Raw genomic sequence first — 25583 nt, 5'->3', positions numbered from 1 at the left:
TCCGACTCCTTATTGCCGCTGAGCCGGTAAGCGCGCCGCCTTGTTGACGTCGTACCACCAGTTGTCGAAGCCGATCGCATAGGCCGGGCGGATCGACGGCGTGGAGAACTTGTCCCAATAGGCGTAGCGGTCGTGGTTGGAGTACCACATCGGCAGCATGTAGTTGTTCCAGGTCAGCACCCGGTCCAGCGCGCGGCCGAGCGGCAACAGGGCGTTTTCGTCGCCCTGATGGGCGGCGATTTGCCTGACCAGGCTGTCGACCGCCGGATCTTTGACGCCTGGGGTGTTATAGCTGGAATCGATGTACTGCGAATCCCACAGAATTTGCAGATCGGCGCTGGGGAACGGCATCGCCATATACACCGTCGACATCATGTCGAAATCGCGCTCGCGCATGCGGCGGGTGTACTGTGAGGCGTCAATCTCGCGGATTTGCATCTCGATGCCCAACCGCTGCAGGTTGTGGCGGAACGGCAGCACGTACTGGAAGTTGCTGCCGCTCAGCAGCATCAGTTCAAAGGTGAACGGCTGGCCGGTTTTGGCGTTGACCAGCTTTTGATTTTTGACCACCCAACCGGCTTCTTTCAGCAGTTGGGTCGCCTTCAGCAGGTTTTGTCGATCGTTGCCGCTGCCGTCGGAGGAGGGCGGTTGGTAGATGCTGGTAAATACCTCCGGCGGTATCTGGCCCTTGAGCGGTGCCAGCAAGGCCAGTTCAGCGGCGTCCGGGTAGCCGCGGGCGGCGTAGGCGGTGTTTTGGAAATAGCTGTCGGCGCGCTGATAGGCGTTGTAATACAGCGCCTTGTTCATCCAGTTAAAATCGAAAGCCAGGCCGATTGCTTCCCGTACCCGACGATCGGCGAACAGCGGTTTTTGCAGATTGAACGCCAGCCAGCGGGTATTCTGAGCCGCCTGGTTGGTCTCGTCCTGCTTGATGATGTAGTTGCGCGCGAAGTTGCCGCCCTGATATTGGGTGGCCCAGCTTTTGGGCGACGGCTCGATGCGGAAATCGTAGGCGCCGGCCTTGAAGGCTTCCAGCGATACCTTATCGTCCAGATAATAATCGTAGCGAATGCTGTCGAAGTTGTAGCGGCCGCGGTTCACCGGCAGATTGGCGGCCCAGTAGTCGCGCACCCGCTGATAGGTGATGTACTGGCCGAGGCGGTAATCGCCGATTTTATACGGGCCGCTGGCGAGCGGCGGGGTGCTGAGCGGTTCGTTGAGCTTATGGTTTTTCCAGAAGCTTTCCGGCAATACGCGCAGGCTGAGCAGGCTGAGGATTTGCTCACGGTTCGCCTTAGGCAGCTCGATGCGCACCGTCAGCCGGGAAATGGCCTTGACCGTGACGCCTTTGTAATAGGAGCGAAACTGCGGCACGCCTTCGGTCATGAATTTATTGAAAGTAAAGGCCACGTCGGCGGCGGTGATCGGGCTGCCGTCCTGGAAGCGGGCGCGGGCGTTGATATCCAATTCCATCCAGCGCATGTCGGCCGGGAAACGGGCCGATTCGGCAATCAGCGGGTAATAGCTGCCGGGTTCGTCGTCGGAGTTGGTGAACAGCGTATCGTACAGCTCCATCGTGCGCTCGCCGGGCACGCCGCGGGTAGCGAAGCGGTTGAAGTTGTCGTAGGTGCCGATGGCCGCCAGTCGCACGTCGCCGCCCTTGGGCGCCGCCGGGTTGACGTAGTCAAAATGGCTGAAGTCGGTGGCGTATTTCGGTTCACCGAGAAGGGCGAAAGCGTAGCTTTCGTTGAGGGCTTCGGCCCGCAGACCGAAGCTCAGTGCCGAGAGCACCAGAGCAGCGAAAATGCGCACGGACATCAGACGGTAAGCTCCTGCTGTGGAATAAAGTACAACCTGCGCCCAGCATAACATTCTTCGGGCGGGCGCAGGGTAAAGATGCTTAAAGGTTAACTATTTTTTTCCTGATAATCAAAGACCTGATGAGCATTGCAGTAAGCGACGAAATCATCGATGCTCAGCGGCTTGCTGAAGTAGTACCCCTGCATGAAGTTGACGCCGTGTTCTTGCAGAAACTGCATCTGCTCGGCGGTTTCCACGCCTTCGGCCACCGTCAGCATTTTCAGCTTTTTCGCCAACGAGATCACCGCATCCAGCACCGGCGCGGTGACCGTGTCCTGGCCGATGGTGTTGACGAAACCACGGTCAATCTTCAGATAATCCATGGTGAAGCGCTCAAGATAAATAAGCGCGCTGTGCCCGGTGCCGAAATCGTCCACCGCGATCTCGATGCCCTGTTTGTGCAGCCAGTCAAACTCCGCCAGCGCGCTCTCTTCTTCCACCATGCCGCGTTCGGTGATTTCAAACACCAGCGTAAAGTAATCGCCCGGCAGCTGCGTCAACAATTCATACACGTCCTGGTGAAACGACGGTGCGCTAAGGTGGGCGGGGGAAATGTTGAGGCCGACTTTACCTCCCCGTGGCAGCGCTTTGGCGAGCTGTGGCGCATCTTCGGCGATCAGCCTGAACAGGTGGCGGGTAAGCGGCACGATCAGCCCGTTGCTTTCGGCGTAGGGGATAAAGACATCGGGCGGGATGCGGCCCTCGATCGGATGCTGCCAGCGGATCAGCGCTTCCAGCCCGCCGATGCTGTTGCTGTCGGTATGGAACACCGGCTGGTATTCGATAAAGAACTCGTTGCGCTTGATGCCGCGCAGCAGCGCGCGTTCCGGGCTTTGCCGCAGCAGCAGCATGTAGTAGCAGAGTACGCCGGTCATCAATGACAGCACCAGGCTGCCCAGCAGCGTCAGGCGAATGTCGTTGGGAGTCAGTTTCTCGTTGTAGAACAGGATGGTCAGCGGCAGATTGGGCAGCGTCAGGGTATCCGCCTTGCCCTTCGGTAGCTGATTGACCGGCATCAGGTTCGGGCTGAAAGTGGTCAGCGCGCGGTTGCCCATCACGATGGCGATGCCCGGCGCCTGTTCGTCGTGCGAGGTGAACAGCAGGTAGGGCATCAGATCGATGTCCAGCGTAGCGAGGATGCCGGTGGCCTTTTCGCCGGGATGTCGCAGCCAAACCGCAACCGCCGGTTTATTTGGCACCATCGGCGTACCCTGCTGCAGCTTGAGATCCAGAGGCAGATCCCAGTCGATATCCTGGTAGATATTTTTCATCGGCAACATCATGTCGCCCGTGGCGGAGGAGCAATAGGCGTAGCCGTCCTTCACCAACAGGAAGGTGCGCACGCCGCTGGTAAAGGCCGCCTGGTAGGTAATATCCGACTGGCTGGAGAGGCAAGGCTTGTCCAGCAGCGGCATCATTTGCCGCATCACCGCCGTCAGATGCGAGATATAACCCAGCGTGAACTTTTGCGTGCGCGCTTCGACCTTATGTTGATATTGCGTGCGCTGGTGGTTGATCAAAGAAAGCGTGACCGCGGTGAATAGCGTAAAAAATACCAGGGCGGCGACACCGCTTTTAGCCAGGCTGCGTTGTCGGTGAGACACGCTGCGGGCGAAAGCTCTTTTCAAGCCCATAACCGAGTCCTCTGCAACCGGGCGTCAGGCGTGTCGCGCAGCCAGTTAATGGATTGTGCCAACGGCTTTTTTTTCATTTTTGCCTTTTTATCCCGTACCAACCGGCGGCGCCATTTAAATATGCGGCGTCGCCGACAGAAATATCATGCGCATAATATCAGCGGAAACGTTTTAAATAACGCCGGGGCGCCGTTGCCGTCATCTGACGATAATAGGCGAGTTTTTCCTCGACGGGGCGATTTCCTGCCAACAGTTTATCAAAATAATGGCGTGCGGCGGCGTTAAGCAGGGAAAGGTGACGATAAGGCAGGGATCAATTTTGATGATACCTGTTCGACAACCAAAAAAAACGCCGCCCGTGGGCGGCGCTTATCGCTCGTTTGGTATTCAGGATCTTCAGGGCGTTGCGCCGTTAACCGTTGGTCAGCACCCGGCGCGCTTCTCGATAACGTTTATTCCAATAGTTATCGGTCAGCTTGGAAATCATGACTCCACTGCTGGTGGAGGCGTGAACGAACTGATCGTTGCCTAAATAGATGCCGACATGGCGCCCGGTAGAACCGGCGCGGAACAGCACCAAATCGCCGGCGCGCAGCTTGGTGCGCTGAATTTTCTTGCCGAGATCTTCCTGTTCATAGGTCGAACGCGGTAAATCCATGCCGAACTGTTCGCGGAAGGTGCGCTGTACAAACGCCGAGCAATCAATGCCGCGCTTGGTGTCACCGCCTAAGCGGTAGCGAACGCCTTTCCAATCCGCATACTGATCCATAATCTTTGACTTGACGTCAACGTTGCGGACCATCGCTTCGAATTCATCCTGAGAGGCTTGCAGTAAAAGACCGTCTTTGTCATTAACTGCACGCATCTCAGTTTGTGCGTTATTCAAGTTCGAAGTGTGAGTCGAGCTGCACGCTGACAGCATAACCGCAGCGGCAATTGCAGGGACTACCCGCAAAAAATATCTCAGAAACGGTTGAGATTTGACCATTGTTGTTGTTTTCCCTTGAAGTCCTTAACGACGAAAGTCGCTACCTGAAAAATGCCAAACGAAACGAGCCTAGTCCGCACCTGTTGCATCGACAACCAGTTACCGTTGAAAACGTGCGAGAACGCACATTTTTATCGGATTTCATACTGATTCGACTTAAACCAGGCACAAACGCATCTGAGATTACCGGAACCAATAGGGGATTGCGAGCCTTTTTCCCGTCTTTTTTATATGAATTTGTGATGTAACATAATGTAAATCTTCATATAAAAAACGCCAATTGTCCGATGTATGAATCTGGCGTGAAATCAGGTTGCAAAAGCGTTAACGAACGGTGGGGAAATTTTTGCGCGCGGCGAGGGGAAGAGGGCGGGAGGCGTAAGCCTCCCGGCATGAGTCATAGACACAAATTATGGTTGGCCGGGGCGGTGCTTACCGGGCAACAGGCGATTCAACCGATCGACGATCCAGTCGCTGCAAGGCGTCATCAGCACCCAGCTGGCGCCAACCAGCACCACGGACAATGAGCCGACGGCGATATCGGTAAACCAGTGGGCGCCAATCATCACGCGCGGCAATGAGAAGACCAACGTAATCAGCAGGGCGACGGCGAAGGCGCCGCGGCCGAAATAGCGCAGCATAAAGCAGGAAAAAATAATCAGCATCATGCCGTGGTCGCCGGGGAAGCTGTCGCTGGAAGCGTCCTTGGTGGGGATGCCGGTCAGCTCGCTGACGCGATGGATATTGTCAAAGGTCAGGGTGGGGCTTGGATGTTTCACCGGCAGCAGGTGGCCAAGCTGGTTCAGCACCACGGCGGTCAGCAGCATCACCACGCCGGTGATCACCAGACGGCGGCGGCCTGCGGCGTCCTGCTTCAGATAAAAGTACAGATACAGCAGCCCCATGGCGAGCAGCGAAATCACATCGAACGCGCGGTTGTTGGTGATGGCGACCAGGTGTAAAAACGCCGGGTCGGTGGCCAGATGGCGGTTAAAGAAGAAGAAAATCGCCGAATCCAGGGTAAACCAGCCGCCGTGATTGGCCGGCAGGAACCAGGACAGAAACAGCGCAACGCCCAGTAAGTTGAAGAAGAGAATGAGGGGTAAATTGCGGCGTGTCATGACATAACCTGTTGGAAAAATGAAAACGAAATAAAACCCGGCAGCCCTGCGGCATCCGGGGGGCAACGGTACGGGGTTTAACTTAAACGAATCTTAAACAAGGCGGATTGCAGGGCATTCCAATCGACATTTTCGCTGTGGATAAGCTCAATTCGGCTGTCGAGCGGCGCGACCGGGCGGGTTTCGATGTTGAGATCCTGCCCCTGACGATTGATCAGCAATGTGCCTTCGGGGATGCGTACCACGCCTTTGGCGCGTTCGACCGGCGCGAGTCGCACCCATTCCATGAAGCCGACGGTGTCGAACCGGGTATCGCCGTCAAAAATCCAGCCGCAGCTGGTGAAGCCTTGCCCTTCATTCAACGCTCGCCGCCAGCGGGCGTGCTCTGGCAGCCGCAGCGCCGCCAGCCCCTGCTTTTTCGCCTGACCATGATGATGCTGCGCGTCCGGCAATTCTGTACGATTCGTGCGCGGAAGTGACAACAGCGCGACATCCGCTTCGCCTTGCGCGATGGCGTAGCAGGGCCGCTGCAGCGGGTCTTGCGCCTTCCAGGCCTCCAGCGCCAGCCAGTCTTCCGGCCGGTAGGCATCGCTTTTGCTGGCCAAAATAATGTCGGCCGCGGCCAGCTGATCGCGGAAGTTTTCGTTGTCGCGGTAGCGGGGCTGGCTGAGCTGGCGGGCATCCAGCAGGCACAGGGTGGCCTGCAGATCGATCCAGCCGGCATAGCTCTCCTGGGTCAGCAGCGACAGGATTTGTTTCGGATGCCCGAGCCCGGTCGGCTCGATCAGCAGCCGATCCGGTTTGGCCTGCTGCAACAGCATATTCAAGCCCACCTGCATCGGCAGGCCGTTGACGCAGCACATGCAGCCACCGGGGATCTCTTTGAGCACCGCGCCGCTGTCCGCCAGCAGCGCGCCGTCGATGCCGATCTCGCCGAATTCATTGACCAATACCGCCCAGCGTTCATGTTCGGGCTTATGAGCCAGCAAATGGCGGATAGTGGTGGTTTTGCCGCTGCCGAGGAAACCGGTAATCAAATTGGTTTTAGTCATTAATAATTCCTGGCGCAAAAATTAACCTGCTTAATAAATGAGTTACGCAGCCGTGTCGGTGAAACGGCCGCGATTTAATTTGTGCTCTATCTCGCAAATTTTGCACGTCACCATGCGCTTTTCAACCGACAAAATCCACCGTTTATAACAAGAAAATTCTTAGATAAAACCCTGTATTAGATGCGGTTAACTTTTGTTAGTAGCTTGTTTTTACATTGTTAATGACGAGATTAACGATCAAATCTCGTCCCTTTCCTTGCGATTATTCCTAACAAGATCCTCTATGGTTAAATTGGCTTAACTAAAAATGAGGTTGCCATGAATACCTTTCGGTTATTTTTGATCGTAGGAATGTTGTTTTCATGGACGGCAGTGAGTCAGGCAGGAGTGGCCGGCGGGGTAATTCGCTTCGTCGGTTCTATCGTTGAAAGTCCTTGCACGGTCAATATTGCAGATTCTAAGGCGAATACGCAATGTTACCGCAACGGCCAGCGTTATCAGGCCCAGCAAGCGTTGTCAGGTTTTGATACTACACGCAAAGAACTTCCGCTAAATCTAGGCACAACCGAAATGAAGTGGGTAGACCAACAGAAGAAACTCGCTGTTATGACGGTCGTTTATCGTTAAGTCGTTCCGCCATGCCGGCGTAACGTTACGCCGGCATGGTTATTCTCGGCCCTGCAGGCTCCTCACCGCATCACCCATTCCTTCACCGTTTCACGCGCGCCGCGATCGCGCAGCGATAAATAGGCTTGCGTCACCGCTTCGCTAAACGCCGCATGCGCCGCCAGCGTTTCGCCGAATACCGATTTCAACGCCAACAGCGCCGCTACGCGCCGTCGATCGTCCGTTGTGGCGGCGATCGTCTGCTGCAGCACGTCTGCCAGCGGATCGCGAATGTCGATCGGCTCACCGGCGTCATCGACGCCGCCGACGTAACGCATCCAGCCCGCCACGCCCAGCGCCAGCCCGCTATAGTCGCCGCCGTGCCGCAGATGCCAGCGCACGGCATCCAGCAGCCGCTGCGGCAGCTTCTGCGTGCCGTCCATGGCGATCTGCCAGGTGAGGTGTTGCAGCGCCGGATTGCTGAAGCGCGCGATAAGCTGTGCGGCATAATCGGGCAGGCTGATGCCGGTGACGCTCAGCGTTGGCGCCTGTTCGTCCAGCATCAACCGCAGGGCGGCGCGGCGGTAGTGCTCGTCCGCCATGCACTCGTTGATATAGCGGTAGCCGCCCAGGTAGCCTAAGTAAGCCAGGAACGAGTGGCTGCCGTTCAGCATGCGCAGCTTCATGTGTTCAAACGGCAGCACATCGCTGACCAACTGGGCGCCGGCCAACTCCCACGCCGGGCGTCCGGCGGTGAAGTTGTCTTCCACCACCCATTGAATGAAGGGCTCGCAGGCGATGGCGCATTCGTCGCGCACGCCGCCCAGCGCGGCGGCGATCTCATCCAGCGTGGCCGGCGTGGCGGCCGGCACGATGCGATCCACCATGGTGCAGGGGAAGGTGGCGGCGGTGGCGATCCAGTCGGCGAGCGACGGATCCCGCGCCTGCGCCAGATCGAGCACCGCCCGGCGCAACACGTGGCCGTTCTCCGGAATATTGTCGCAGGAAAGCAGGGAGAAGGCGGACAGGTCGCGTTCGCGCCGCAGCCGCAACGCTTCCACCAAAATGCCGGGCGCGGTCTGCGGCTGATGCGGCCACGCCAGATCGGCGACGATCCCAGAATGCTGTCTGTCCAGCCGTCCGCTGCCGGGCTCGATGCAGTAGCCTTTTTCGGTGATGGTCATCGAGACGATCGCCACCTGCGGTTCGGCCAGCTTCTCCAGCACCGCGGCGATACCCTCCAGTTTGCGGTGCAGGCTCTCATGCACCGCGCCGATCACGATGGCCTGATTGCCGTCCGCGCCTTTCTCCAGCACGCTGTACAGATGATCCTGTTGCCGCAGCGCCTCAAACAGCGGCACGCCGCCGGAAAGACTGATCTCGCAAATGCCCCAGTCGCCGCCGTGGGCGTTCAGCACCCGATCGGTCAGCAGCGCCTGATGCGCGCGGTGGAACGCGCCGAAACCCAGGTGCACGATACGGCTGCGCAGGACCCGGCGATCATAATTCGGTTGCCGGACGGCGCCCGGCAGCGGGGTGTTGGCGATCGTATTCATCTCATCTCCAAAGCGAATAGATAGCTGGCGGGCCACTTGCGTCAAGTTAGCAGACCAGTTTGCCGACGCATGGACAGCGGGGCGCCGGCGATAAAAAACTGCCACCAGTCTAAAGTTGTCGGCAGGTTAAGGGAATTGGTCAGGCCAAAATAAGCCAGAATCGTGAAGCAGATCAACCAATGAACGGTTCAATTTTGACAGCGCGCGGCGAAAGAGTAAGTTAAAGATAGCTGATATCTAAATTAAACTGGTATAACAACATCGCGATGCGAGACAGGCATAAGGACACAACATGGAACAAACATGGCGTTGGTATGGCCCGAACGATCCGGTCTCTTTGGATGACGTGCGTCAGGCCGGGGCGACCGGGGTGGTCACGGCGCTGCACCATATTGCGAACGGCGAAGTCTGGCCGATCGACGAGATCCGCGCGCGGCAGGCGCTGCTGGCGGAAAAGGGGCTGGTGTGGTCGGTGGTGGAGAGCGTGCCGGTACATGAAGAGATCAAAACCCACAGCGGCGACTGGCGGCGGTACATCGCCAATTACCAGCAGTCACTGCGCAATCTGGCGGCCTGCGGCATCGACACCGTTTGCTACAACTTCATGCCGATCCTCGACTGGACGCGCACCGATCTGGCCTATCCGCTGCCGGACGGTTCCAAAGCGCTGCGTTTCGACCAGGTAGCCTTCGCCGCGTTCGAGCTGCACATCCTGCAGCGCGCCGGCGCCGAGGCGGACTATACGGCGCAAGAGCGCAGTCAGGCGGCGGCCTATTTCGCCGCCATGAGCGAGGAGGAGAAAGCCACGCTGACCGGCAACATCATCGCCGGGCTGCCGGGTGCGGAAGAAGGCTATACGTTGGAGCAGTTCCGCCGCCGCCTGGCGGAATACGACGGCATCGACAAGGCGCGGCTGCGCGAAAACATGGCGGTCTTTCTGCGCGCCATCGTGCCGGTGGCGGAAGAGGCCGGCATCCGGCTGGCGGTGCACCCCGACGATCCGCCGCGGCCGATCCTCGGCCTGCCGCGCATCGTCTCCACGATCGAAGACATGCAGTGGCTGAAGCAGACCGTCGACAGCATTCATAACGGCTTCACCATGTGCACCGGTTCCTACGGCGTGCGCGCCGACAACGATCTGGTGCGGATGATTGAAACCTTCGGCGATCGCATTCACTTTACCCACCTGCGCGCCACCTGCCGCGAGGAAAACCCGAAAAGCTTCCACGAGGGGGCGCATCTGCAGGGCGATGTGGACATGGTGGCGGTGATCGAAGCGATCCTGACCGAAGAGCTGCGTCGGCAGCGGGCGGGCGATCGGCGGCCGATCCCGATGCGCCCCGATCATGGGCATCAGATGCTGGACGATTTGAAAAAGAAAACCAATCCGGGCTATTCGGCCATCGGGCGGTTGAAAGGGCTGGCGGAGCTGCGCGGCGTCGAGCTGGCGCTCAAGCGGCGTTTTTTCCCGGAGTTGCCGTAGCGGAAAATGAAACGGGGCCGAGTATCGGCCCCGCTGGCGCGACTAGTCGGCGCGGCTCATGTAGCGGCGTTCGGCGATATGAATGCGAATTTTGTCGCCGGCGCTGAGGTATTCCGGCACGTGGATCACCAGGCCGGTCGCCATGGTGGCCGGTTTGTTGCGGGCGCTGGCGGAAGCGCCTTTAATGCCCGGCGCGGTCTCGACGATTTCCATATCCACGGTCTGCGGCAGCTCCAGCGCCAGCACCTGGCCATCCAGCGTCAGCACCTGCATACCCGGCAGGCCACCTTCTGGAATGAACAGCAGCTCGTCTTCGATCTGGTCTTTCTTGAAAATGTACGGGGTGTAGTCTTCGTCATCCATGAACACGTATTCTTCGCCGTCGATATAGGAGAAGTTCACCTTGCGGCGCGACAGGGAAATGGTGTCCAGGATATCGTCGCCCTTGAAGCGTTCTTCCACTTTCAGGCCGGTGCGCACGTCGGAGAAGCGCATTTTGTACAGGGTGCTGGCGCCGCGGGCGCTCGGGCTCTGCACGTCGATATCTTTTACCAGCAGCAGCTTGCCGTTGTAGCTGATCGCCATGCCGCGTTTAATTTCGTTAGCTCTTGCCATTTCAATTCATCCGCAATGAAGAGTATTAGAGAAGTTGCGACAAGGTACTCGCGCCGCCGATTTCAGGCAATAGCCCGGCGCAAAAACAGTGCGGGAAAGGGAGGGCGGCAGCCCTCCCGTCGGGGATTACTGGAAGACCGGCAGCAGGCCGAACAGCGACAGAATATGCGCGGCGGCGTTGATCAGTCCAAACAGGATGACGAACAGGATCACGCCGTTGCTGCCCGGTGCACGGTAACCGGCCTGCGGATAACGGCGGCGGCTGGCGCGCGCCATCAGCGCCGGCACGATCACCGCCCAGACGGTGGCCGCCAGCCCGGCGAAGCCGATGGCGTACAGGAAACCGTTCGGGAACAGCAGCGCGGCCAGGGTCGGCGGCACGAAGGTCACCAGCGCGGTCTTGCTGCGCCCGACGGCGTCGTCCTTGAACTTGCAGAAGTCCGCCAGATAATCGAACAGGCCCAGCGACACGCCGAGGAACGAGCTGGCCAGCGCCATATAGGAGAAGGCGTTCAGCAGTTGGCTGACGGTCTGGCTGCTGGAGACGTTGCCCATTTGCTTGAGCAGGCTGCCGATATTGCCGCCCTCGGCGATCACCTGCTTGAAGGCGTCGCGCGCGATATTGCCCTGAATCACATACTGCCACAGGATGTAGATCGCCAGTGCCAGCAGGGTGCCGTACACCAGGCTGCGCACCACGGAGCCACTGTCCTTGTGGTAGTACTTCACCAGCCCGGGAATGTTGCCGTGGTAGCCGAACGAAGTCAGCAGGTAAGGCAGCGCCGCCAGGGCGTAAGGCAGATAGCTGGCCCGATCATCGCCGGTGTTGAACAGCACCGCGGGCTGCACGTGGGTGAACATGTCGCCCACCGACATCACGAAGGTGATCACCATGCCGCCGATCAGAATGGTGCTCAGGCGATCGACCGCGCGGGTGGAGAGCCAGACGATAAACGCCACCACCAGCGCGAACACCAGGCCGGCGGTAGTCTGGCCGACGCCGACGATGCCCTCCAGCGTGTGCGCGATGATCGAGCCGCCGGCGGAGATATAGGCGTAGGTCAGGATGTACAGCACGAACGCCACCGACAGGCCGTTCACGGCGTTCCAGCCTTTGCCCAGCAGATCCTTGACCATGGTGTTGAAGCTGGCGCCGCTCGGGTAGTGCAGCGTGGCTTCGAGGATCATCAGGCCGGACAGCAGCATACAGGCCCAGGTATACACCAGCAGCGCGACGGAGCCGCTGAACCAGACACCGGAAGTGACGATCGGAATGGAAAACATGCCGGCGCCAACGGCGGTTCCGGCAATGATCATCGCGCCGCCGAGGACGGAAGGGCGGGCCAGCTTCTGGATGGTGTCCGTAGACATGCGTGCTCCTGAGGGAAGAAGTTCTTTTGTACTAGCTCAATGGTACATGGGCGCATGGCGCATGTAAAGCGAAGGAATTGCACGTTTCACGCGTTTTTTTCTTTAAATCAAGGTTTGCTGGGCGTTTATTCGCCATCGGGTGCAGCCGGCCGGCGCAGAGCGATGAGTGTAAAGATCGCGAGGACGCAGGGATTCTGCTGGCGGTGGCCGCGTGCGGCTGCTATTGTCGCGCTTCTTTCCCCCCAGCCCACCAGGAGTAGCGCTGATGGACTGTCGCAGCGACTGCGGCGCCTGCTGTATCGCGCCGTCAATATCCAGCCCGATCCCCGGCATGCCGAACGGCAAGCCCGCCAATACCCGCTGCATTCATCTGGATGAACGGCTGCGCTGCGGCCTGTTTCATTCGCCGCTGCGGCCGAAGGTGTGCGGCAGCCTGCAGCCGAGCCGCGACATGTGCCACGATCACCGCGATCAGGCGCTGATCTACCTCGCCAGACTGGAAGCGGACACCGCGCCTTAAGCGTCTTTCAACCGCCACAGACACAGCGTCGCGCCTGCCGCCATCGCAGCCGACCCGAACGGTGTGGGGGAACGGCGTAGTGGCTGTTTCTCCAGGTGCCGTTCATGGCGGTCGCAGAGAAATACCGGATATTTAAGGCTATTCCTTTTGCACGGCGCGTACAGAGACTGGATAAAAAATGCCGGTCAGGCTTAACTGACCGGCATTACGCGTTGCGCCCTCTGTTTAGCGCGGGATCAGGCGCCTTGCGGCACCGCGTGCGCGGTATTTTTCAATACCGGCCCCTGATACTTCTCGATCTGCAGCTGCGCCATCTGCCCGCAGTTGCCCTGCGCCAGGCTGGAAGAGCCGATGTCGAAGGTCAGGCAGTTGACGTTGCCGTTCTTGCACAGCGAGCCGGGCTGCGCCGGATCGGCCGGATCGAACCAGGCGCCTTCGCTGATGCGCACCACGCCGGGCCGCACGTCTTCGCTGACCACCGCACCCACCAGGATCTGACCGCGATCGTTAAACGCCCGCACCAGATCGCCGCCGGTGATGCCGCGCGGCTGCGCGTCCTGCGGGTGGATCAGGATCGCTTCACGATCCGCTACCGCGTATTTCTCGCGCAGCGGCGTGTTATCGAGCTGGGAATGCAGCCGGTTGGTCGGGTGCGCGGTATTGAGCGACAGCGGATACTTGGCCGCTTCCGGCCCGCGGTACCATTCGTGCGGCGGCATCCAGGTCGGAATGCCGGGGCAATCCTCGTAATGCATTTTGGCGATGGCGTCGGAGTAGATCTCGATCTTGCCCGACGGCGTGCCCAGCGGGTTCAGCAGCGGGTTGTCGCGATAGTCGGCGAAGCGCACCCACTGCTTATTGGCCTCCGGCACCGGGAAGCGCACGTAGTTGTTGGATTGCCAGAACATGTCGAACGGCGGCAGCGCCACCCGCGCGGCGCGCGCCTGGTTCTTCATGTCGTCGTACATGCCTTTCAGCCACTGGGTTTCATCCTTGCCCTCGGTGAAGGCTTCCTGCACGCCCAGCCTGGCCGCCATCGCCGAGAAGATGTCGAAGTCGCTGCGCGACTCGTGCTGCGGCGGCACGCATTGATGCATCGGGAACACGTAGAGCTGCGAATAGTCGCCGCCCATTTCCAGATCGTTGCGCTCGTAGCTGGTGGTGGCCGGCAGCACGATATCGGCATGCTTGGCGGTGGCGGTCCAGTAAGGCTCGTTGACCACGATGGTGTCCGGCCGCTGCCAGGCTTTGACCAGGTTATTGGTGTCCTGATGCTGGTGGAAGGTGTTGCCGCCCGCCACATACACCATTTTCACCTCGGGGTAAGTGACCTTGGCGCCGTTGAAGTCGATGGTTTTGCCCGGGTTGCTCAGGCATTCGGCGATGCGCGCCACCGGGATCGGCGCCGGGGAGTTCTTCGGTGCGTTGCCGGCGGAGATGCCGGCGATGATGCCGCCCTTGGCGGTCGGGCTGCCGCCGGAGGAATAGTGATAGCTGAAGCCGAAGCCGCCGCCCGGCAGGCCGATCTGGCCGAGCATCGCCGCCACCGTCACCAGCAGCCAGTGCTGCTGCTCGCCGTGGTGCTGGCGCTGAATGCCCCAGCCGCCCATGATCATGGTGCGATGCTTCGCCATCTCACGCGCCAGACCGCGCAGCGTGTCGGCATCGACGCCGCTGATGTCGGCCGCCCATTCGGCGGTTTTCGCCACGCCGTCGCTCTCGCCCAGCAGGTAGGCCTGGAACTTGTCGAAGCCGACGGTGTAGGTTTTCAGGAAGTCCGGGTTATGCAGCTTCTCGGTCAGCAACGTGTGGGCGATGCCGATCAGCATGGCGCCGTCGGTATAAGGGCGCGGGGCGATCCACTGCGCATTGACGAACTTGGCGCTGTCGCTGTGCACCGGATCGATGCTGATCACCCGGGTGCCTTTCTTCTTCAGCGCCTCGAAGCCGGTCTGGCCGACGTGATCCGGCACGTTCCAGCTGTTTTTCAGCGTGACCATCGGGTTACAGCCCCACAGGATCACCAGCTCGCTGTTCTCGATCACGTTCGGCCAGGCGGTCTGCTGTTCGTAGACCTCCATCGAGCCGACCACGTGCGACATGATCACCTGCGCTGCGCCGGTGGAGTAGTCGCCGGCGTAGCCGAGGAAGCCGCCGGTCAGGTTCATCAGGCGCTGCAGCAGCGTGCGGCTGTTGTGCAGCATGCCGACGCTTTTCCAGCCATAGGAACCGGCGTAGATCGACTGCGGCCCGTGATCTTTCTGCAGGCGAACGATCTCATTGCACACCAGCTCGGTCGCTTTGTCCCAGCTGACGCGCACCCACTCGTCGCGGCCGCGCAGCTCGGTGCGGCTGCCGGGGCCGCCTTCCAGCCAGCTTTTGCGCACCATCGGATATTTGATGCGGTTCTCGGCGTGCACCTGATAAGGCGCCATGGTGATCAGCTCATTGGGATACGGATCGTCCTGCACCGGCTGCACGCCGACCATCTTGCCGTCCTGCACGATGGCCTCAAACGCGCCCCAGTGGGCGCCGGTCAGGATGCCTTTCTGCGCCTGACGCAAGACGATGAACTGCGGCAGCGCTTCGCTGATGGCCTGCGCCAGCGCCGCTTTGGGCCATAAGCCCGCCAGCAGCGGGGCGGCGGCCAGCGCGGCGGCGCCGGTCAGGAAGCGGCGGCGGCTCATGGTTAACGGTTGTTGGTTGCTCATTGCGCTTCTCCCTTAAAGCTTGGCCGGTGCGGCAGGTGGCATGTCGCTGGCGTGTTTTTGTACGTATTGCGTCAGCACGCGCAGCTGTTCCTGCGTCAGCGAGGTGCGTGGCGCCATGCCTTTGATGACGCCGATCCATTGGTTGGCGTTGAAGCGATCGAGCGCGGTCAGCCCGTGGCAGCCGGTACAGTTGGCCGACATCATGTCCGCGGCGTAGCGCCAGATTTTTTGCTGATCGTCAATCAACTGCTTGCGCGGCAGCCACACCTGCAGAGAAACCTGATGCCAGACCAGGCCGGTTTCCGCATCGGTCTGGGTGGCGGCGGTCTTCAGCTGTTGGCGCGCATCCTCACCCAGCAGCACGCTGAGGATGCGTTTGCCCTGCGCGGCGTAGAACACTTCGCTGACCCCGTCCTGCTGCCAGCCACTGACGGTGGCCAGCACTTTGTCGCCATCCTGCTTGACCACCTGCACTTCGGTGGACGGCATCAGGTTGCCGGCGTTATGGCTGTCGTTGGCGCCGAGGAAGAACGGCTCGGTGGCGATGGTGTAGAGGGTGGTGGCGTCCGGTGCGGTCAACGCCGCGGCCTTCGCCAGCTCGGCGGCGCCGGCCTGGGTTTCGCCGCTCATGTCCGGCAGGATATGCGCCACGCCCTTGTGGCAATCGATGCAGGTTTCGCCCTGTTTGATCGCCACCGGGTGCTGCAGGCGCGCCTCAGGGCGCTGGGCGGTGATGTCCATGGCGTCGTAGCTGTGGCAGGAGCGGCAGGTGGCCGAGTCGTTCTCTTTCAACGTTTTCCAGACTGACTGCGCCATCGCCAGCTTGTGCGCTTCGTATTTCTCCGGCGTATCGATGGTGCCGACCATTTCGCCGTAAATGTCTTTCACCGCGCGGATCTTGGTCCACAGGTAGTCGATCGGCTGGTGCGGCACGTGGCAGTCGGCGCACTCGGCGCGGATGCCCTTGGTGTTCTGGAAGTGGACGCTGCCCTGATATTCGGCCAGCGGCTGTTGCATGGTGTGGCAGGAAACGCAGAAGGCGGTATCGCTGGTTTTATGGAAGACGGTGGCGGTCCCGGCCAACAGCGCTGCGCCGAGGATAATCCCCAGCAGCAAAAGCCATAGCCATCCCCACCGGCGCTTTTTTTCAAAGCCAGTCAGTTTTTTGCTCATGGTAAACCCGCTTATAATTATGAATTTAAAATAAAATCTTGCCAAAAGGCCACCGACCGGAGGTCAGAATGCCACGTCGATTGCAGGGGTAATGATAGAAGAGGGTTAACCCCATAGGGTTATCCGTAGTCAAAAAAATGGCGTATATCGCAAAAAATAGCGTTATATTCTAATTTATATAACGATAGGGCGCTGCGGCAGGGGAAGCGAGCGCAGCACACGCTCGCATTGGATCAGACCGCTGGCAGGTAGGCCAGGCCGCTCAGCCACAGGCGGATGGCGGTGCGGCTGGCTTCGAAATGGGGTTCCGGCAGGGCTTCAGGCGCGCACCAGCGCCACTCGGCGCATTTCTCGGGCTCTCTCAGCTCGGCGTCGCCGCCGGGGTGATCCACCTGCAGGCAGATTGACACCGTGTGTTTGCCTTCGGCGCGCCAGGTTTGCAGATTGTTGCTGACGCCAACGAAGCGCGGCGGGTCGATGAGCAACCCGGTCTCTTCGGCGATTTCGCGCTGGGCGCACTGCTCGAAGGTTTCACCGGCATCCAGATGCCCGCCGGGGATCGACCAAAAGGGCGCGTGGGAACCGCAGCGTTTGCCCAACAAAATCTCGCCTTGAGGGTTGACGATGATCACCCCGACGCCCGTCACTACGTTCATGCTTTTCTCCGTCAGCAAGGTTTCAGCACAGTATGTCATTTTGCCCCGGCGCTGGCCAATACGTCGGCAAAAGTGTGCGTAAGCTCAAAAATCTGCAATGGCGAAAGGGAGAAAGCTTGCTTTCGCCTTGCGCTGCTCACACACTCCTTGAAACGTTTCAGCGTTGTCCGGCCGCTTGTGGCGAACGGATAACGCTCCTTTTTCTCAATGAAGCTGAAACGATTCAATTCAGCAGGAGAGGAGAATCATGTTCCAGTTGTCACCGCAAGACATTCATCTGGGCGCCGTTGCCGACGGTAAGCAAGAGGCCATCCGCCTGGTGGCCGCCGCCCTGACCGAAGCCGGCTGCGTCAGCGCCGGTTACGTGGACGGCATGCTGCAGCGCGAACTGCAGACGTCCACCTATCTGGGCAACGGCATCGCCATTCCGCACGGCACCACCGATACCCGCGATCTGGTGTTGAAAACCGGCGTGCAGGTGTTCCAGTTCCCGCAGGGCATTGCGTGGGGCGAAGGCCAGACCGCCTATGTGGCGATCGGCATCGCCGCCCGTTCCGACGAGCATTTGGCGCTGCTGCGTCAGCTCACCCACGTGCTGAGCGATGACAGCGTGGCGGAGCGGCTGGCGCAAACCACCTCTGCGGAGGAACTGCGCAGCCTGCTGATGGGCGAACAACAGAGCGCCGAATTCCAGTTCGACGTTTCGCTGATTGCGCTCGACGTCGCCGCCGACAGCCTGATGACGCTGCAGGCGCTGAACGCCGGCCGGCTGCAAAAGGCCGGCGCGGTTAACGCGCAGTTCGTCAGCGATGTCATCACCCGCAAGCCGCTGAACCTGGGGCAGGGCATCTGGCTGAGCGACAGCGTCGAAGGCAACCTGGCCAGCGCGGCCACCGTCAGCCGCCCGGCGCAGGCTTTCGCGGAAGACGGCGAGCCGGTGGCGCTGCTGCTGACGGTGTCGGTCGCCGACGCGCAGCCGCTGGCGGTGCTCAACTACCTCAGCGATCTGCTGCTGGCCAATAAAGCTGAACGCTTGCTGAAGGCGGATGCCGCCGGCGTGCTGGCGCTGCTGACCAGCGAAGTGGCTGAGGAGAGCAGCGTGCTGAGCGCCGAGTTCGTGATCCGCAACGAGCATGGTCTGCACGCGCGGCCGGGCACGGCGCTGGTCAACGTGATCAAAAGTTTCAACAGTGACATCACCGTCACCAACCTGGACGGCAGCGGCAAGCCGGCCAACGGGCGCAGCCTGATGAAGGTGGTGGCGCTGGGCGTGAAGAAAGGGCATCACCTGCGCTTTACCGCCAATGGAGAAGATGCTGAAGCCGCGCTGAAGGCGATCGGCGAAGCGATTAATGAAGGACTGGGCGAGGGCGCAGCATGAGCAGAAGAGTAGCAACGATCACCCTGAACCCGGCGTACGATCTGGTGGGTTTCTGCCCGCAGATTGAACGCGGGGAAGTCAATCGGGTAAAAACCGCCGGCCTGCACGCCGCCGGTAAGGGCATCAACGTCGCCAAGGTGTTGAAGGATTTGGGCATCGACGTCACCGTCGGCGGCTTCCTGGGCAAAGACAATCAGGACGGTTTCCAGTTGCTGTTCAGCGATCTGGGGATCGCCAACCGCTTTCAGGTGGTGCCGGGCCGCACCCGCATCAACGTCAAGCTGACGGAAAAAGACGGCGAAGTGACCGATTTCAACTTCTCCGGCTTCGAAGTGACGCCGCAGGACTGGGATCGCTTCGTCAGCGACTCGCTGAGCTGGCTAGGCCAGTTTGACATGGTGGCGGTGAGCGGCAGCCTGCCGGCCGGCGTCGATCCTGACGCATTTACCGACTGGATGACCCAGCTGCGCGCCAAGTGCCCGTGCATTATTTTCGACAGCAGCCGCGAAGCGCTGGTCGCCGGGCTGAAGGCCTCGCCGTGGTTGGTCAAACCGAACCGCCGCGAGCTGGAAATCTGGGCCGGCCGCCCGCTGCCGGCGCTGGCGGACGTGGTTGAGGCCGCGCATGCGCTGCGCGAGCAGGGCATCGCCCACGTGGTTATCTCCCTCGGTGCGGAAGGCGCGCTGTGGGTTAACGCGTCCGGCGCCTGGATCGCCAAACCGCCGTCCTGTGAGGTGGTCAGCACCGTGGGCGCCGGCGATTCGATGGTCGGCGGCCTGATTTATGGCCTGCTGATGCGCGAATCCAGCGAGCACACTCTGCGTCTGGCCACGGCGGTAGCGGCGCTGGCGGTCAGCCAGAGCAACGTCGGCGTGACCGATCGTCCCCAGTTGGCCGCGATGATGGCGCGTGTCGATCTGAAACCTTTCAATCAATAGCAGGAGGCAGAATGAAAACGCTGCTGATGGTAGACAGTTCGCTGGGGCAGGCCCGTGGCCACCTGGCGAAACGCATGCTGGAGGCCGCCGCGGCCAAAACCGGCCTGACGCTGGTCGAGTCGCTGCAGGACGCCGAACTGGTGGCGGTGGCGGGGCAGGCTGCCCCTGCTGACGCCGGGCTGAACGGCAAATTGGTGTATGTGGGCGAGGTAGAACAGGCGGTGCGTGAACCAGACGCGTTTCTGGCGCGCGCCCAGGCCGAAGCTGAAACCTATCAGGCGCCGCAGGCGGCGGCTGCGGTGAAAGCCGGTGGGCAAAAACGCATCGTGGCGATCACCGCTTGCCCGACCGGCGTGGCGCACACCTTTATGGCGGCCGAAGCCATTGAAAGCGAAGCGAAGAAGCGCGGCTGGTGGGTGAAGGTGGAAACGCGCGGTTCCGTGGGTGCCGGCAACGCCATCACCCCGGAAGAAGTGGCGGCGGCGGATCTGGTGATCGTCGCGGCGGACATCGAAGTGGAGCTGGACAAGTTTGCCGGTAAGCCGATGTACCGCACTTCGACCGGCCTGGCGCTGAAGAAAACCGCCCAGGAACTGGACAAGGCGCAGGCCGAAGCCGAAGTGTTCCAGCCGCAGCAGCGCGGCGGCGCGGCGCCGACGGCGAAAAAGAAAGAGGGCAACGGCCCGTATCGTCACCTGCTGACCGGCGTGTCCTACATGCTGCCGATGGTGGTGGCGGGCGGGTTGTGCATCGCGCTGTCGTTCGTGTTCGGCATCAAGGCGTTTGAGGTCAAGGGCACCCTGGCGGCGGCGCTGATGCAGATCGGCGGCGGCTCCGCCTTCGCGCTGATGGTGCCGGTATTGGCCGGTTTCATCGCCTTTTCCATCGCGGATCGTCCGGGCCTGACGCCGGGCCTGATCGGCGGCATGCTGGCGGTGAGCACCGGCGCCGGGTTCCTCGGCGGCATCATCGCCGGTTTCTTGGCGGGTTACGTCGCCAAGGCGATCAGCAGCAAGCTGCGTCTGCCGCAGAGTATGGAAGCGCTGAAGCCTATCTTGATCATTCCGCTGGTGGCCAGCCTGATCACCGGCCTTATCATGATTTACGTGGTCGGCACGCCGGTGGCGAAAATCATGGAAGGCCTGACCCATTGGCTGCAATCGCTGGGCACCGCCAACGCCGTGCTGCTGGGGGCGATCCTGGGCGGCATGATGTGCACCGACATGGGTGGCCCGGTGAACAAAGCGGCCTACGCCTTCGGCGTGGCGCTGCTCAGCTCCTCGGTGTATGCGCCGATGGCAGCCATCATGGCCGCCGGTATGGTGCCACCGCTGGCGATGGGTCTGGCGACGCTGCTGGCGCGCCGCAAGTTCCCGAAATCCGAACAGGAAGGCGGCAAGGCGGCGTTGGTGCTGGGGCTGTGCTTCATCACCGAAGGGGCGATTCCGTTCGCCGCCCGTGACCCGATGCGCGTGCTGCCGTGCTGCATCGCCGGCGGGGCGTTGACCGGCGCGCTGTCGATGGCCTTCGGCGCCAAGCTGATGGCGCCGCACGGCGGGTTGTTCGTGCTGCTGATCCCGGGCGCGATTTCGCCGGTGCTGCTGTACCTGGTGGCGATCGCCGCCGGTACGCTGCTGACTGGCGTAGCGTATGCCCTGCTGAAACGTGCTGAAGTACCGGCTACCGCCGCGGCGTAAGCCTCGCGATACCGCAAAACGCGCAGCCCCGGGCTGCGCGTTTTTGTTTGTGCCTTAGGCAGTTAGCACGATTTACCCCTGGTCAGAAACCACAACGCTTTCTAAGCTGATAGCGCGACTTTGTTCCTGCGAACAAGCAATGACTCAAGGAGATTCATCCGTGGCTAAAAAAGTGGCGATCGTACTGACACCCGGTTTCGCCGATTGGGAATACGCGCTGATTGCCGGCGTTGGCGGCCCGTTTTATGGGCTGGAGGTGGCGTTTTTTGCGCCGCAGGCCGGAACGCTTCGCTCACAGGGCGGGTTGACGGTCGAGGTTGAAAAAAGCGTGGCCGAACTGGCGGATTGGCGCCCCGAGGTGCTGGTGGTGGTCGGCGGCACCCTGTGGGAAACCGAACGGGCGCCGGATATCCGCGCGTTGCTCAACGAGCAGTCTCAACGCGGCGCGACTCTGGCGGGCATTTGCGGCGGGACGTTGGCGTTGGCGCGGGCCGGCCTGTTGAACGGCAGGGCGCATACCTCCAACGATGCCGAGTTCTTGACGCGCAATGTTGAGGGCTACAGCGGGCAGCGCCATTACGTTGCGAGCGCCGCCGCCGTCGTGGATGACCGTGTCATTACGGCACCGGGCTCGGCGCCGGTCAGCTTTACCACCGCGGTGTTTAGGGCGGCGGGCCTGGAGGCAGAGACGCTGCGTCAGTTCGGCGCCATGCTGGCGGCAGAGCACACGGTGGGGGAAACCGCTCGCGCATAGGCGAGCGGCCAAGGGAGGGTTACTGCTGCGCCTTCAGCCAGGCGATCTCTTCCGCCCAGATATCCGGGTTTACCGTTTCCAGAATCAGCGGGATATTGTCGAAACGCGGATCGCGCATGATGTAGCTGAACACCGTTTTGCCGATGTTGCCTTCCCCCAGGCTGTGGTGGCGGTCGACGCGGCTGTTGAACTCGCTCTTGGCGTCGTTCAGGTGCATGCCGCGCAGGTAGTTGAAACCGACGATGTCACCGAGCTGTTTGAAGGTGTGTTCGCAGGTCTCTTCGGTGCGCAGATCGTACCCGGCGGCGAAGGCGTGGCAGGTGTCGATGCAGACGCCGACGCGGCTTTTGTCTTCCACGCCGTCGATGATCGCCGCCAGGTGTTCGAATTTGAAGCCCAGATTGCTGCCCTGGCCGGCGGTGTTTTCGATCACGGCCGTCACACCGGCGGTTTTGTCCAGCGCGATGTTGATCGATTCGGCGATGCGCGCCAGGCATTTATCTTCATCGATTTGCAGCAGGTGGCTGCCGGGGTGGAAGTTCAACAGCGTCAGCCCCAACTGTTCGCAGCGCTGCAGCTCGTCGATAAACGCTTCGCGCGATTTTTCCAACGCCTCGGCCACCGGATGCCCGAGGTTGATCAGGTAACTGTCGTGCGGCAGGATCTGCCCCGGCCCGAAGCCGTACTGGGCGCAGGCGCTCTTGAACTTATCGATCACGTCGGCGGCCAGCGGCGCGGCCTTCCATTGACGCTGATTTTTGGTGAACAGGGCGAACGCGGTCGCCTCCAATTCGTGCGCGCGGATAACTGCTTGATCCACGCCGCCTGACGCGCTGACATGTGCACCGACAAACTTCATCTTCATTCTCCTGTGTTATCGGTGACATTATGGCATTGATGGCGGGCGGATTGAATGGTGAAAAGCGGCGGCCCGCCGAAGCGGGCCGCAGAAGGGGAGATTAGAACCAGTGTTGCACCAGCTGATTTATCGCGCCGCCGCCGACCAGCAGCCAGACGAACAGCAGCGTGGCCAGCAGAATCGGTTTCACCCCGGCCTGGCGCACGGCGCTGATGTGGGTGGTCAACCCCAGCGCCGCCATCGCCATTGCCAGCATCCAGGTGTCGGCGGTGATCAGATGGCGCACCAGCGTGGCCGGCAGCAGGTTGAAGGAGTTCAGCCCGGCGACGACGATAAACAGCACGGCGAACCACGGAATGGTGATGGCGGATTTTTCCGCCTTGCCTGCGCTGCCGCGGCTGATGTAGCCCGACAGCAGCAGCAGGAACGGTGCCAGCATCATCACGCGGATCATCTTGGCGATCACCGCCGCGTTTTCGGCGTCAGGGCCGATGGCGTGCCCGGCGGCGACCACCTGAGCCACTTCGTGAATGGTGGAGCCGGCGTAGATGCCGAAGGTTTCCTGGCTGAACGGCAGCCACTGGAAGTGTTCATTCAACTGATACAGCCACGGGTAGGCGAAGATCGCCAGGGTGCCGAACACCACCACGGTCGAGACCGCTACCGCCACTTTGCTGGAGTCGGCCTTCAGCACCGGCTCGGTGGCCATCACTGCCGCCGCGCCGCAAATGCTGCTGCCGGCGCCGATCAGTATCGCGGTTTGGCTGTCGATGCCGAACACTTTCTTGCCGAGCCAGCAGGCCAGCAGGAAGGTGGTGAGCAGGGTCAGCGCGTCGATGATGATGCCGCTGGCGCCGACGTCGGCGATCTGCTGAAAGGTCAGCCGGAAGCCGTAAAGGATAATGCCCAGACGCAGCAGACGCTGTTTGGCCAGCTGTACGCCGCTGTGACAAACGGTTTGCCAGTGGGGGTACAGCGTGTTGCCCACCAGAATACCGAGCAGGATCGCCAGCGTCAGCGCCCCCAGCCCCAGCTCCGCCACCCAGGGAATATCGCCGGCCCAGACGGCCAGCGCGGTGAGCGCGCCGGTCAGCGCCAGCCCCGGCACCAGCCGCGGCAGGCCAAACAGCGAAAAGCGTCGCTCGGGATAAGTGTGAGTGGTATCAGTCGCCATAAAAGTCAGTCCTTCAGTCTGTTTCTTGCTGCTAAGAGTACGTTTGGGCTGAATAAAAGAGAAATTGATTATATATTTATAACCTATCTGAATAAGTGGTATGGGATCAGGCATTGGCATAACGCCGCATTGCGGCTAGGGTGTGGAGGAGCGGCGAGCCGCCGTCAACTTTCCAACTAACAGGAGCAGGCGATGGATACCGACGATCAACGCAGAGAGCAGGTAGATCAGGAAGTGGGGCGCGCGGTGCGGCGGTTGATTGAAGAAAACAAGACGATCGACCGCGAGCATCTCGCGGCGATGCTGCAATTGATACTGCGGGACGAAGCCGGCACGCCGCGAGAGCCGGTGCTGGCCGCGGCGGCGCAGCTGGTCGCCTTGGGCAAATAGCGCGCCGATCTGGCCGCAAACGGGGTAGCCTGGCCGGGCTGCCCACATCACCATGTTGGGGTTCTCTGGCAGAACCTTCTTTCAATACCGGGACGGCTATGCATATCACGTTGCGTCAACTGGAAGTTTTCACCGAAGTGCTGAAAAGCGGTTCGACCACTCAGGCCTCGGTGGTGCTGGCGCTGTCGCAGTCGGCGGTCAGCGCGGCGCTGGCGGATCTGGAGGGGCAGTTGGGCGTGCAGCTGTTCGATCGCGTCGGCAAACGGCTGGTGATCAACGAACACGGCCGCTTGCTGTACCCCAAGGCGCTGGCGCTGCTGGAGCAGGCGGGGGAGATCGAGCAGCTGTTTCGCCATGATGGCGGGGCGCTGCGCATCGCCGCCAGCAGCACCATCGGCAACTATATGCTGCCGGAGATGATCGCCCGTTACCGCCGGGACTTTCCGGCCACGCCGCTGGAGCTGAACGTCGGCAACAGCCAGGATGTGATCGTGGCGGTAGCGGATTTTCGCGTCGATCTGGGGCTGATCGAAGGGCCTTGCCATATGCCGGAGCTGGTGACGCAGCCGTGGCTGGAGGACGAGCTGGTGGTGTTCGCTGCGCCGGATAACCCGCTGACCCGTCAACCGCCGACGCTGGAGGCGCTGGCGAATGCGCCTTGGATCCTGCGTGAGCGCGGTTCGGGCACTCGCGAGGTGCTGGATCATCTGCTGTTGGCGCACCTGCCGCACTTCCAGCTGGTGATGGAGCTCGGCAACTCGGAGGCGATCAAGCATGCGGTGCGGCACGGTATCGGCATCAGCTGCCTGTCCCGGCGGGTGGTGGCGGAACAGTTGGCCAGCGGCGCGTTGGTGGAACTGCCGGTGCCGCTGCCGCCGCTGCGGCGCACGCTGTACCTGATCCGCCATCGGCAAAAGCACATTTCCAACGCGTTGCAGCGTTTTCTCAGCTATTGCGTGCTGTGATCGACAGCGCGTCACGTCTTCTATCGCCGCGCAGGCCAAAGAAAGCATAAAAACCTGCGCGCGCTCACATTAATGAGAG

The 25583-nt window shown here is 61.0% G+C and carries 22 protein-coding genes; 9 read left to right on the top strand and 13 right to left on the bottom strand.

Annotation, left to right across the window (positions count from 1 at the left end; genetic code table 11):
* Positions 1-9: 9 nt before the first annotated feature.
* The 5 genes from WFM45_RS12530 to WFM45_RS12510 form a co-directional block, all read right to left on the bottom strand.
* Positions 10-1818 carry an extracellular solute-binding protein gene (locus WFM45_RS12530; protein WP_033632554.1) on the bottom strand — a complete coding sequence of 603 codons (1809 nt, stop codon included), beginning with the start codon at positions 1816-1818 and terminating at the stop codon, positions 10-12.
* A gap of 89 nt (positions 1819-1907) precedes the next feature.
* Complete coding sequence (locus WFM45_RS12525) at positions 1908-3494, bottom strand: cyclic di-GMP phosphodiesterase (protein WP_033632555.1); 1587 nt, start codon at positions 3492-3494, stop codon at positions 1908-1910.
* A gap of 412 nt (positions 3495-3906) precedes the next feature.
* Positions 3907-4482, bottom strand: coding sequence for a bifunctional murein DD-endopeptidase/murein LD-carboxypeptidase (gene mepS / locus WFM45_RS12520; RefSeq protein WP_025303553.1), 576 nt, complete (start codon positions 4480-4482; stop codon positions 3907-3909).
* A gap of 410 nt (positions 4483-4892) precedes the next feature.
* Positions 4893-5603 (bottom strand): phosphatase PAP2 family protein, encoded by a 711-nt coding sequence (locus WFM45_RS12515; RefSeq protein WP_048324390.1) that lies wholly within the window; start codon positions 5601-5603, stop codon positions 4893-4895.
* 77 nt (positions 5604-5680) lie between these two features.
* Positions 5681-6655, bottom strand: coding sequence for a CobW family GTP-binding protein (locus tag WFM45_RS12510; RefSeq protein ID WP_336955891.1), 975 nt, complete (start codon positions 6653-6655; stop codon positions 5681-5683).
* Positions 6656-6973: 318 nt separating this feature from the next.
* On the opposite strand from WFM45_RS12510, the gene WFM45_RS12505 reads away from it, so the two are divergent.
* Entirely contained in the window at positions 6974-7282 is a 309-nt protein-coding gene (locus tag WFM45_RS12505; protein ID WP_033632558.1) for a type 1 fimbrial protein, read from the top strand.
* Positions 7283-7344: 62 nt separating this feature from the next.
* Here the strand turns inward: WFM45_RS12505 and WFM45_RS12500 are convergent, their stop codons facing one another.
* Positions 7345-8817 carry a mannitol dehydrogenase family protein gene (locus WFM45_RS12500; RefSeq protein WP_336955890.1) on the bottom strand — a complete coding sequence of 491 codons (1473 nt, stop codon included), beginning with the start codon at positions 8815-8817 and terminating at the stop codon, positions 7345-7347.
* Between the two features lie 292 nt (positions 8818-9109).
* On the opposite strand from WFM45_RS12500, the gene uxuA reads away from it, so the two are divergent.
* Positions 9110-10300: a mannonate dehydratase gene (uxuA, locus tag WFM45_RS12495; RefSeq protein WP_033632560.1), complete on the top strand. Its 1191-nt coding sequence runs from the start codon at positions 9110-9112 to the stop codon at positions 10298-10300.
* A gap of 42 nt (positions 10301-10342) precedes the next feature.
* On the opposite strand, the gene yeiP is transcribed toward uxuA, so the two are convergent.
* Together yeiP and mtr are read right to left on the bottom strand one after the other, a co-directional pair.
* Positions 10343-10915 (bottom strand): elongation factor P-like protein YeiP, encoded by a 573-nt coding sequence (yeiP, locus tag WFM45_RS12490; protein WP_004935725.1) that lies wholly within the window; start codon positions 10913-10915, stop codon positions 10343-10345.
* A gap of 126 nt (positions 10916-11041) precedes the next feature.
* Entirely contained in the window at positions 11042-12286 is a 1245-nt protein-coding gene (mtr, locus tag WFM45_RS12485) for a tryptophan permease (protein ID WP_336955888.1), read from the bottom strand.
* Between the two features lie 265 nt (positions 12287-12551).
* Here mtr and WFM45_RS12480 point away from each other — a divergent pair, with 265 nt between their 5' ends.
* Positions 12552-12806 carry a YkgJ family cysteine cluster protein gene (locus WFM45_RS12480; RefSeq protein WP_015378527.1) on the top strand — a complete coding sequence of 85 codons (255 nt, stop codon included), beginning with the start codon at positions 12552-12554 and terminating at the stop codon, positions 12804-12806.
* 236 nt (positions 12807-13042) lie between these two features.
* Here the strand turns inward: WFM45_RS12480 and torA are convergent, their stop codons facing one another.
* From torA to WFM45_RS12465, 3 genes are all read right to left on the bottom strand, one after another.
* The gene (gene torA / locus WFM45_RS12475; protein ID WP_033632561.1) at positions 13043-15517 is read right to left on the bottom strand and encodes a trimethylamine-N-oxide reductase TorA; all 2475 of its coding nucleotides are present in this window, start codon (positions 15515-15517) and stop codon (positions 13043-13045) included.
* Between the two features lie 12 nt (positions 15518-15529).
* Positions 15530-16690, bottom strand: coding sequence for a NapC/NirT family cytochrome c (locus tag WFM45_RS12470; protein ID WP_060559953.1), 1161 nt, complete (start codon positions 16688-16690; stop codon positions 15530-15532).
* 233 nt (positions 16691-16923) lie between these two features.
* Positions 16924-17346 (bottom strand): nucleotide triphosphate diphosphatase NUDT15, encoded by a 423-nt coding sequence (locus WFM45_RS12465; RefSeq protein WP_033632563.1) that lies wholly within the window; start codon positions 17344-17346, stop codon positions 16924-16926.
* Between the two features lie 247 nt (positions 17347-17593).
* Between WFM45_RS12465 and fruB the strand changes: the two genes are divergently transcribed.
* The 4 genes from fruB to WFM45_RS12445 all read left to right on the top strand — a co-directional run bounded on the left by fruB (position 17594) and on the right by WFM45_RS12445 (position 22116).
* Positions 17594-18727, top strand: a complete 1134-nt coding sequence (gene fruB, locus WFM45_RS12460; protein ID WP_048324383.1) for a fused PTS fructose transporter subunit IIA/HPr protein — start codon at positions 17594-17596, stop codon at positions 18725-18727.
* Positions 18724-19665 (top strand): 1-phosphofructokinase, encoded by a 942-nt coding sequence (gene fruK, locus WFM45_RS12455; RefSeq protein ID WP_004935702.1) that lies wholly within the window; start codon positions 18724-18726, stop codon positions 19663-19665. The genes fruB and fruK overlap by 4 nt, the downstream gene beginning before the upstream one ends.
* 11 nt (positions 19666-19676) lie before the next feature.
* The gene (fruA, locus tag WFM45_RS12450) at positions 19677-21362 is read left to right on the top strand and encodes a PTS fructose transporter subunit IIBC (RefSeq protein WP_336955884.1); all 1686 of its coding nucleotides are present in this window, start codon (positions 19677-19679) and stop codon (positions 21360-21362) included.
* A 160-nt stretch (positions 21363-21522) separates the two neighbouring features.
* On the top strand, positions 21523-22116 hold the full coding sequence (locus WFM45_RS12445) for a DJ-1/PfpI family protein (RefSeq protein WP_015378521.1): 594 nt from the start codon (positions 21523-21525) through the stop codon (positions 22114-22116).
* 19 nt (positions 22117-22135) lie between these two features.
* Here WFM45_RS12445 and nfo read toward each other — a convergent pair whose 3' ends face one another.
* Both nfo and WFM45_RS12435 read right to left on the bottom strand, forming a co-directional pair.
* On the bottom strand, positions 22136-22975 hold the full coding sequence (gene nfo / locus WFM45_RS12440; RefSeq protein WP_033632566.1) for a deoxyribonuclease IV: 840 nt from the start codon (positions 22973-22975) through the stop codon (positions 22136-22138).
* Positions 22976-23075: 100 nt separating this feature from the next.
* Positions 23076-24149: a YeiH family protein gene (locus tag WFM45_RS12435; RefSeq protein ID WP_336955881.1), complete on the bottom strand. Its 1074-nt coding sequence runs from the start codon at positions 24147-24149 to the stop codon at positions 23076-23078.
* Between the two features lie 192 nt (positions 24150-24341).
* Between WFM45_RS12435 and WFM45_RS12430 the strand changes: the two genes are divergently transcribed.
* Both WFM45_RS12430 and yieE read left to right on the top strand, forming a co-directional pair.
* Positions 24342-24539: a hypothetical protein gene (locus WFM45_RS12430; protein ID WP_015378519.1), complete on the top strand. Its 198-nt coding sequence runs from the start codon at positions 24342-24344 to the stop codon at positions 24537-24539.
* A gap of 98 nt (positions 24540-24637) precedes the next feature.
* Entirely contained in the window at positions 24638-25504 is an 867-nt protein-coding gene (gene yieE / locus WFM45_RS12425; RefSeq protein WP_015378518.1) for a DNA-binding transcriptional regulator YeiE, read from the top strand.
* The last annotated feature ends 79 nt before the right edge of the window (positions 25505-25583 follow it).

It is taken from the genome of Serratia sp. KG1D (assembly GCF_037150675.1).
In the GTDB taxonomy this organism is placed as follows: Bacteria; Pseudomonadota; Gammaproteobacteria; order Enterobacterales; family Enterobacteriaceae; genus Serratia; species Serratia nematodiphila.
The sequence above is the reverse complement of the archived record's forward strand: the minus strand, read 5'-3'. Positions and strand labels throughout refer to the sequence as shown.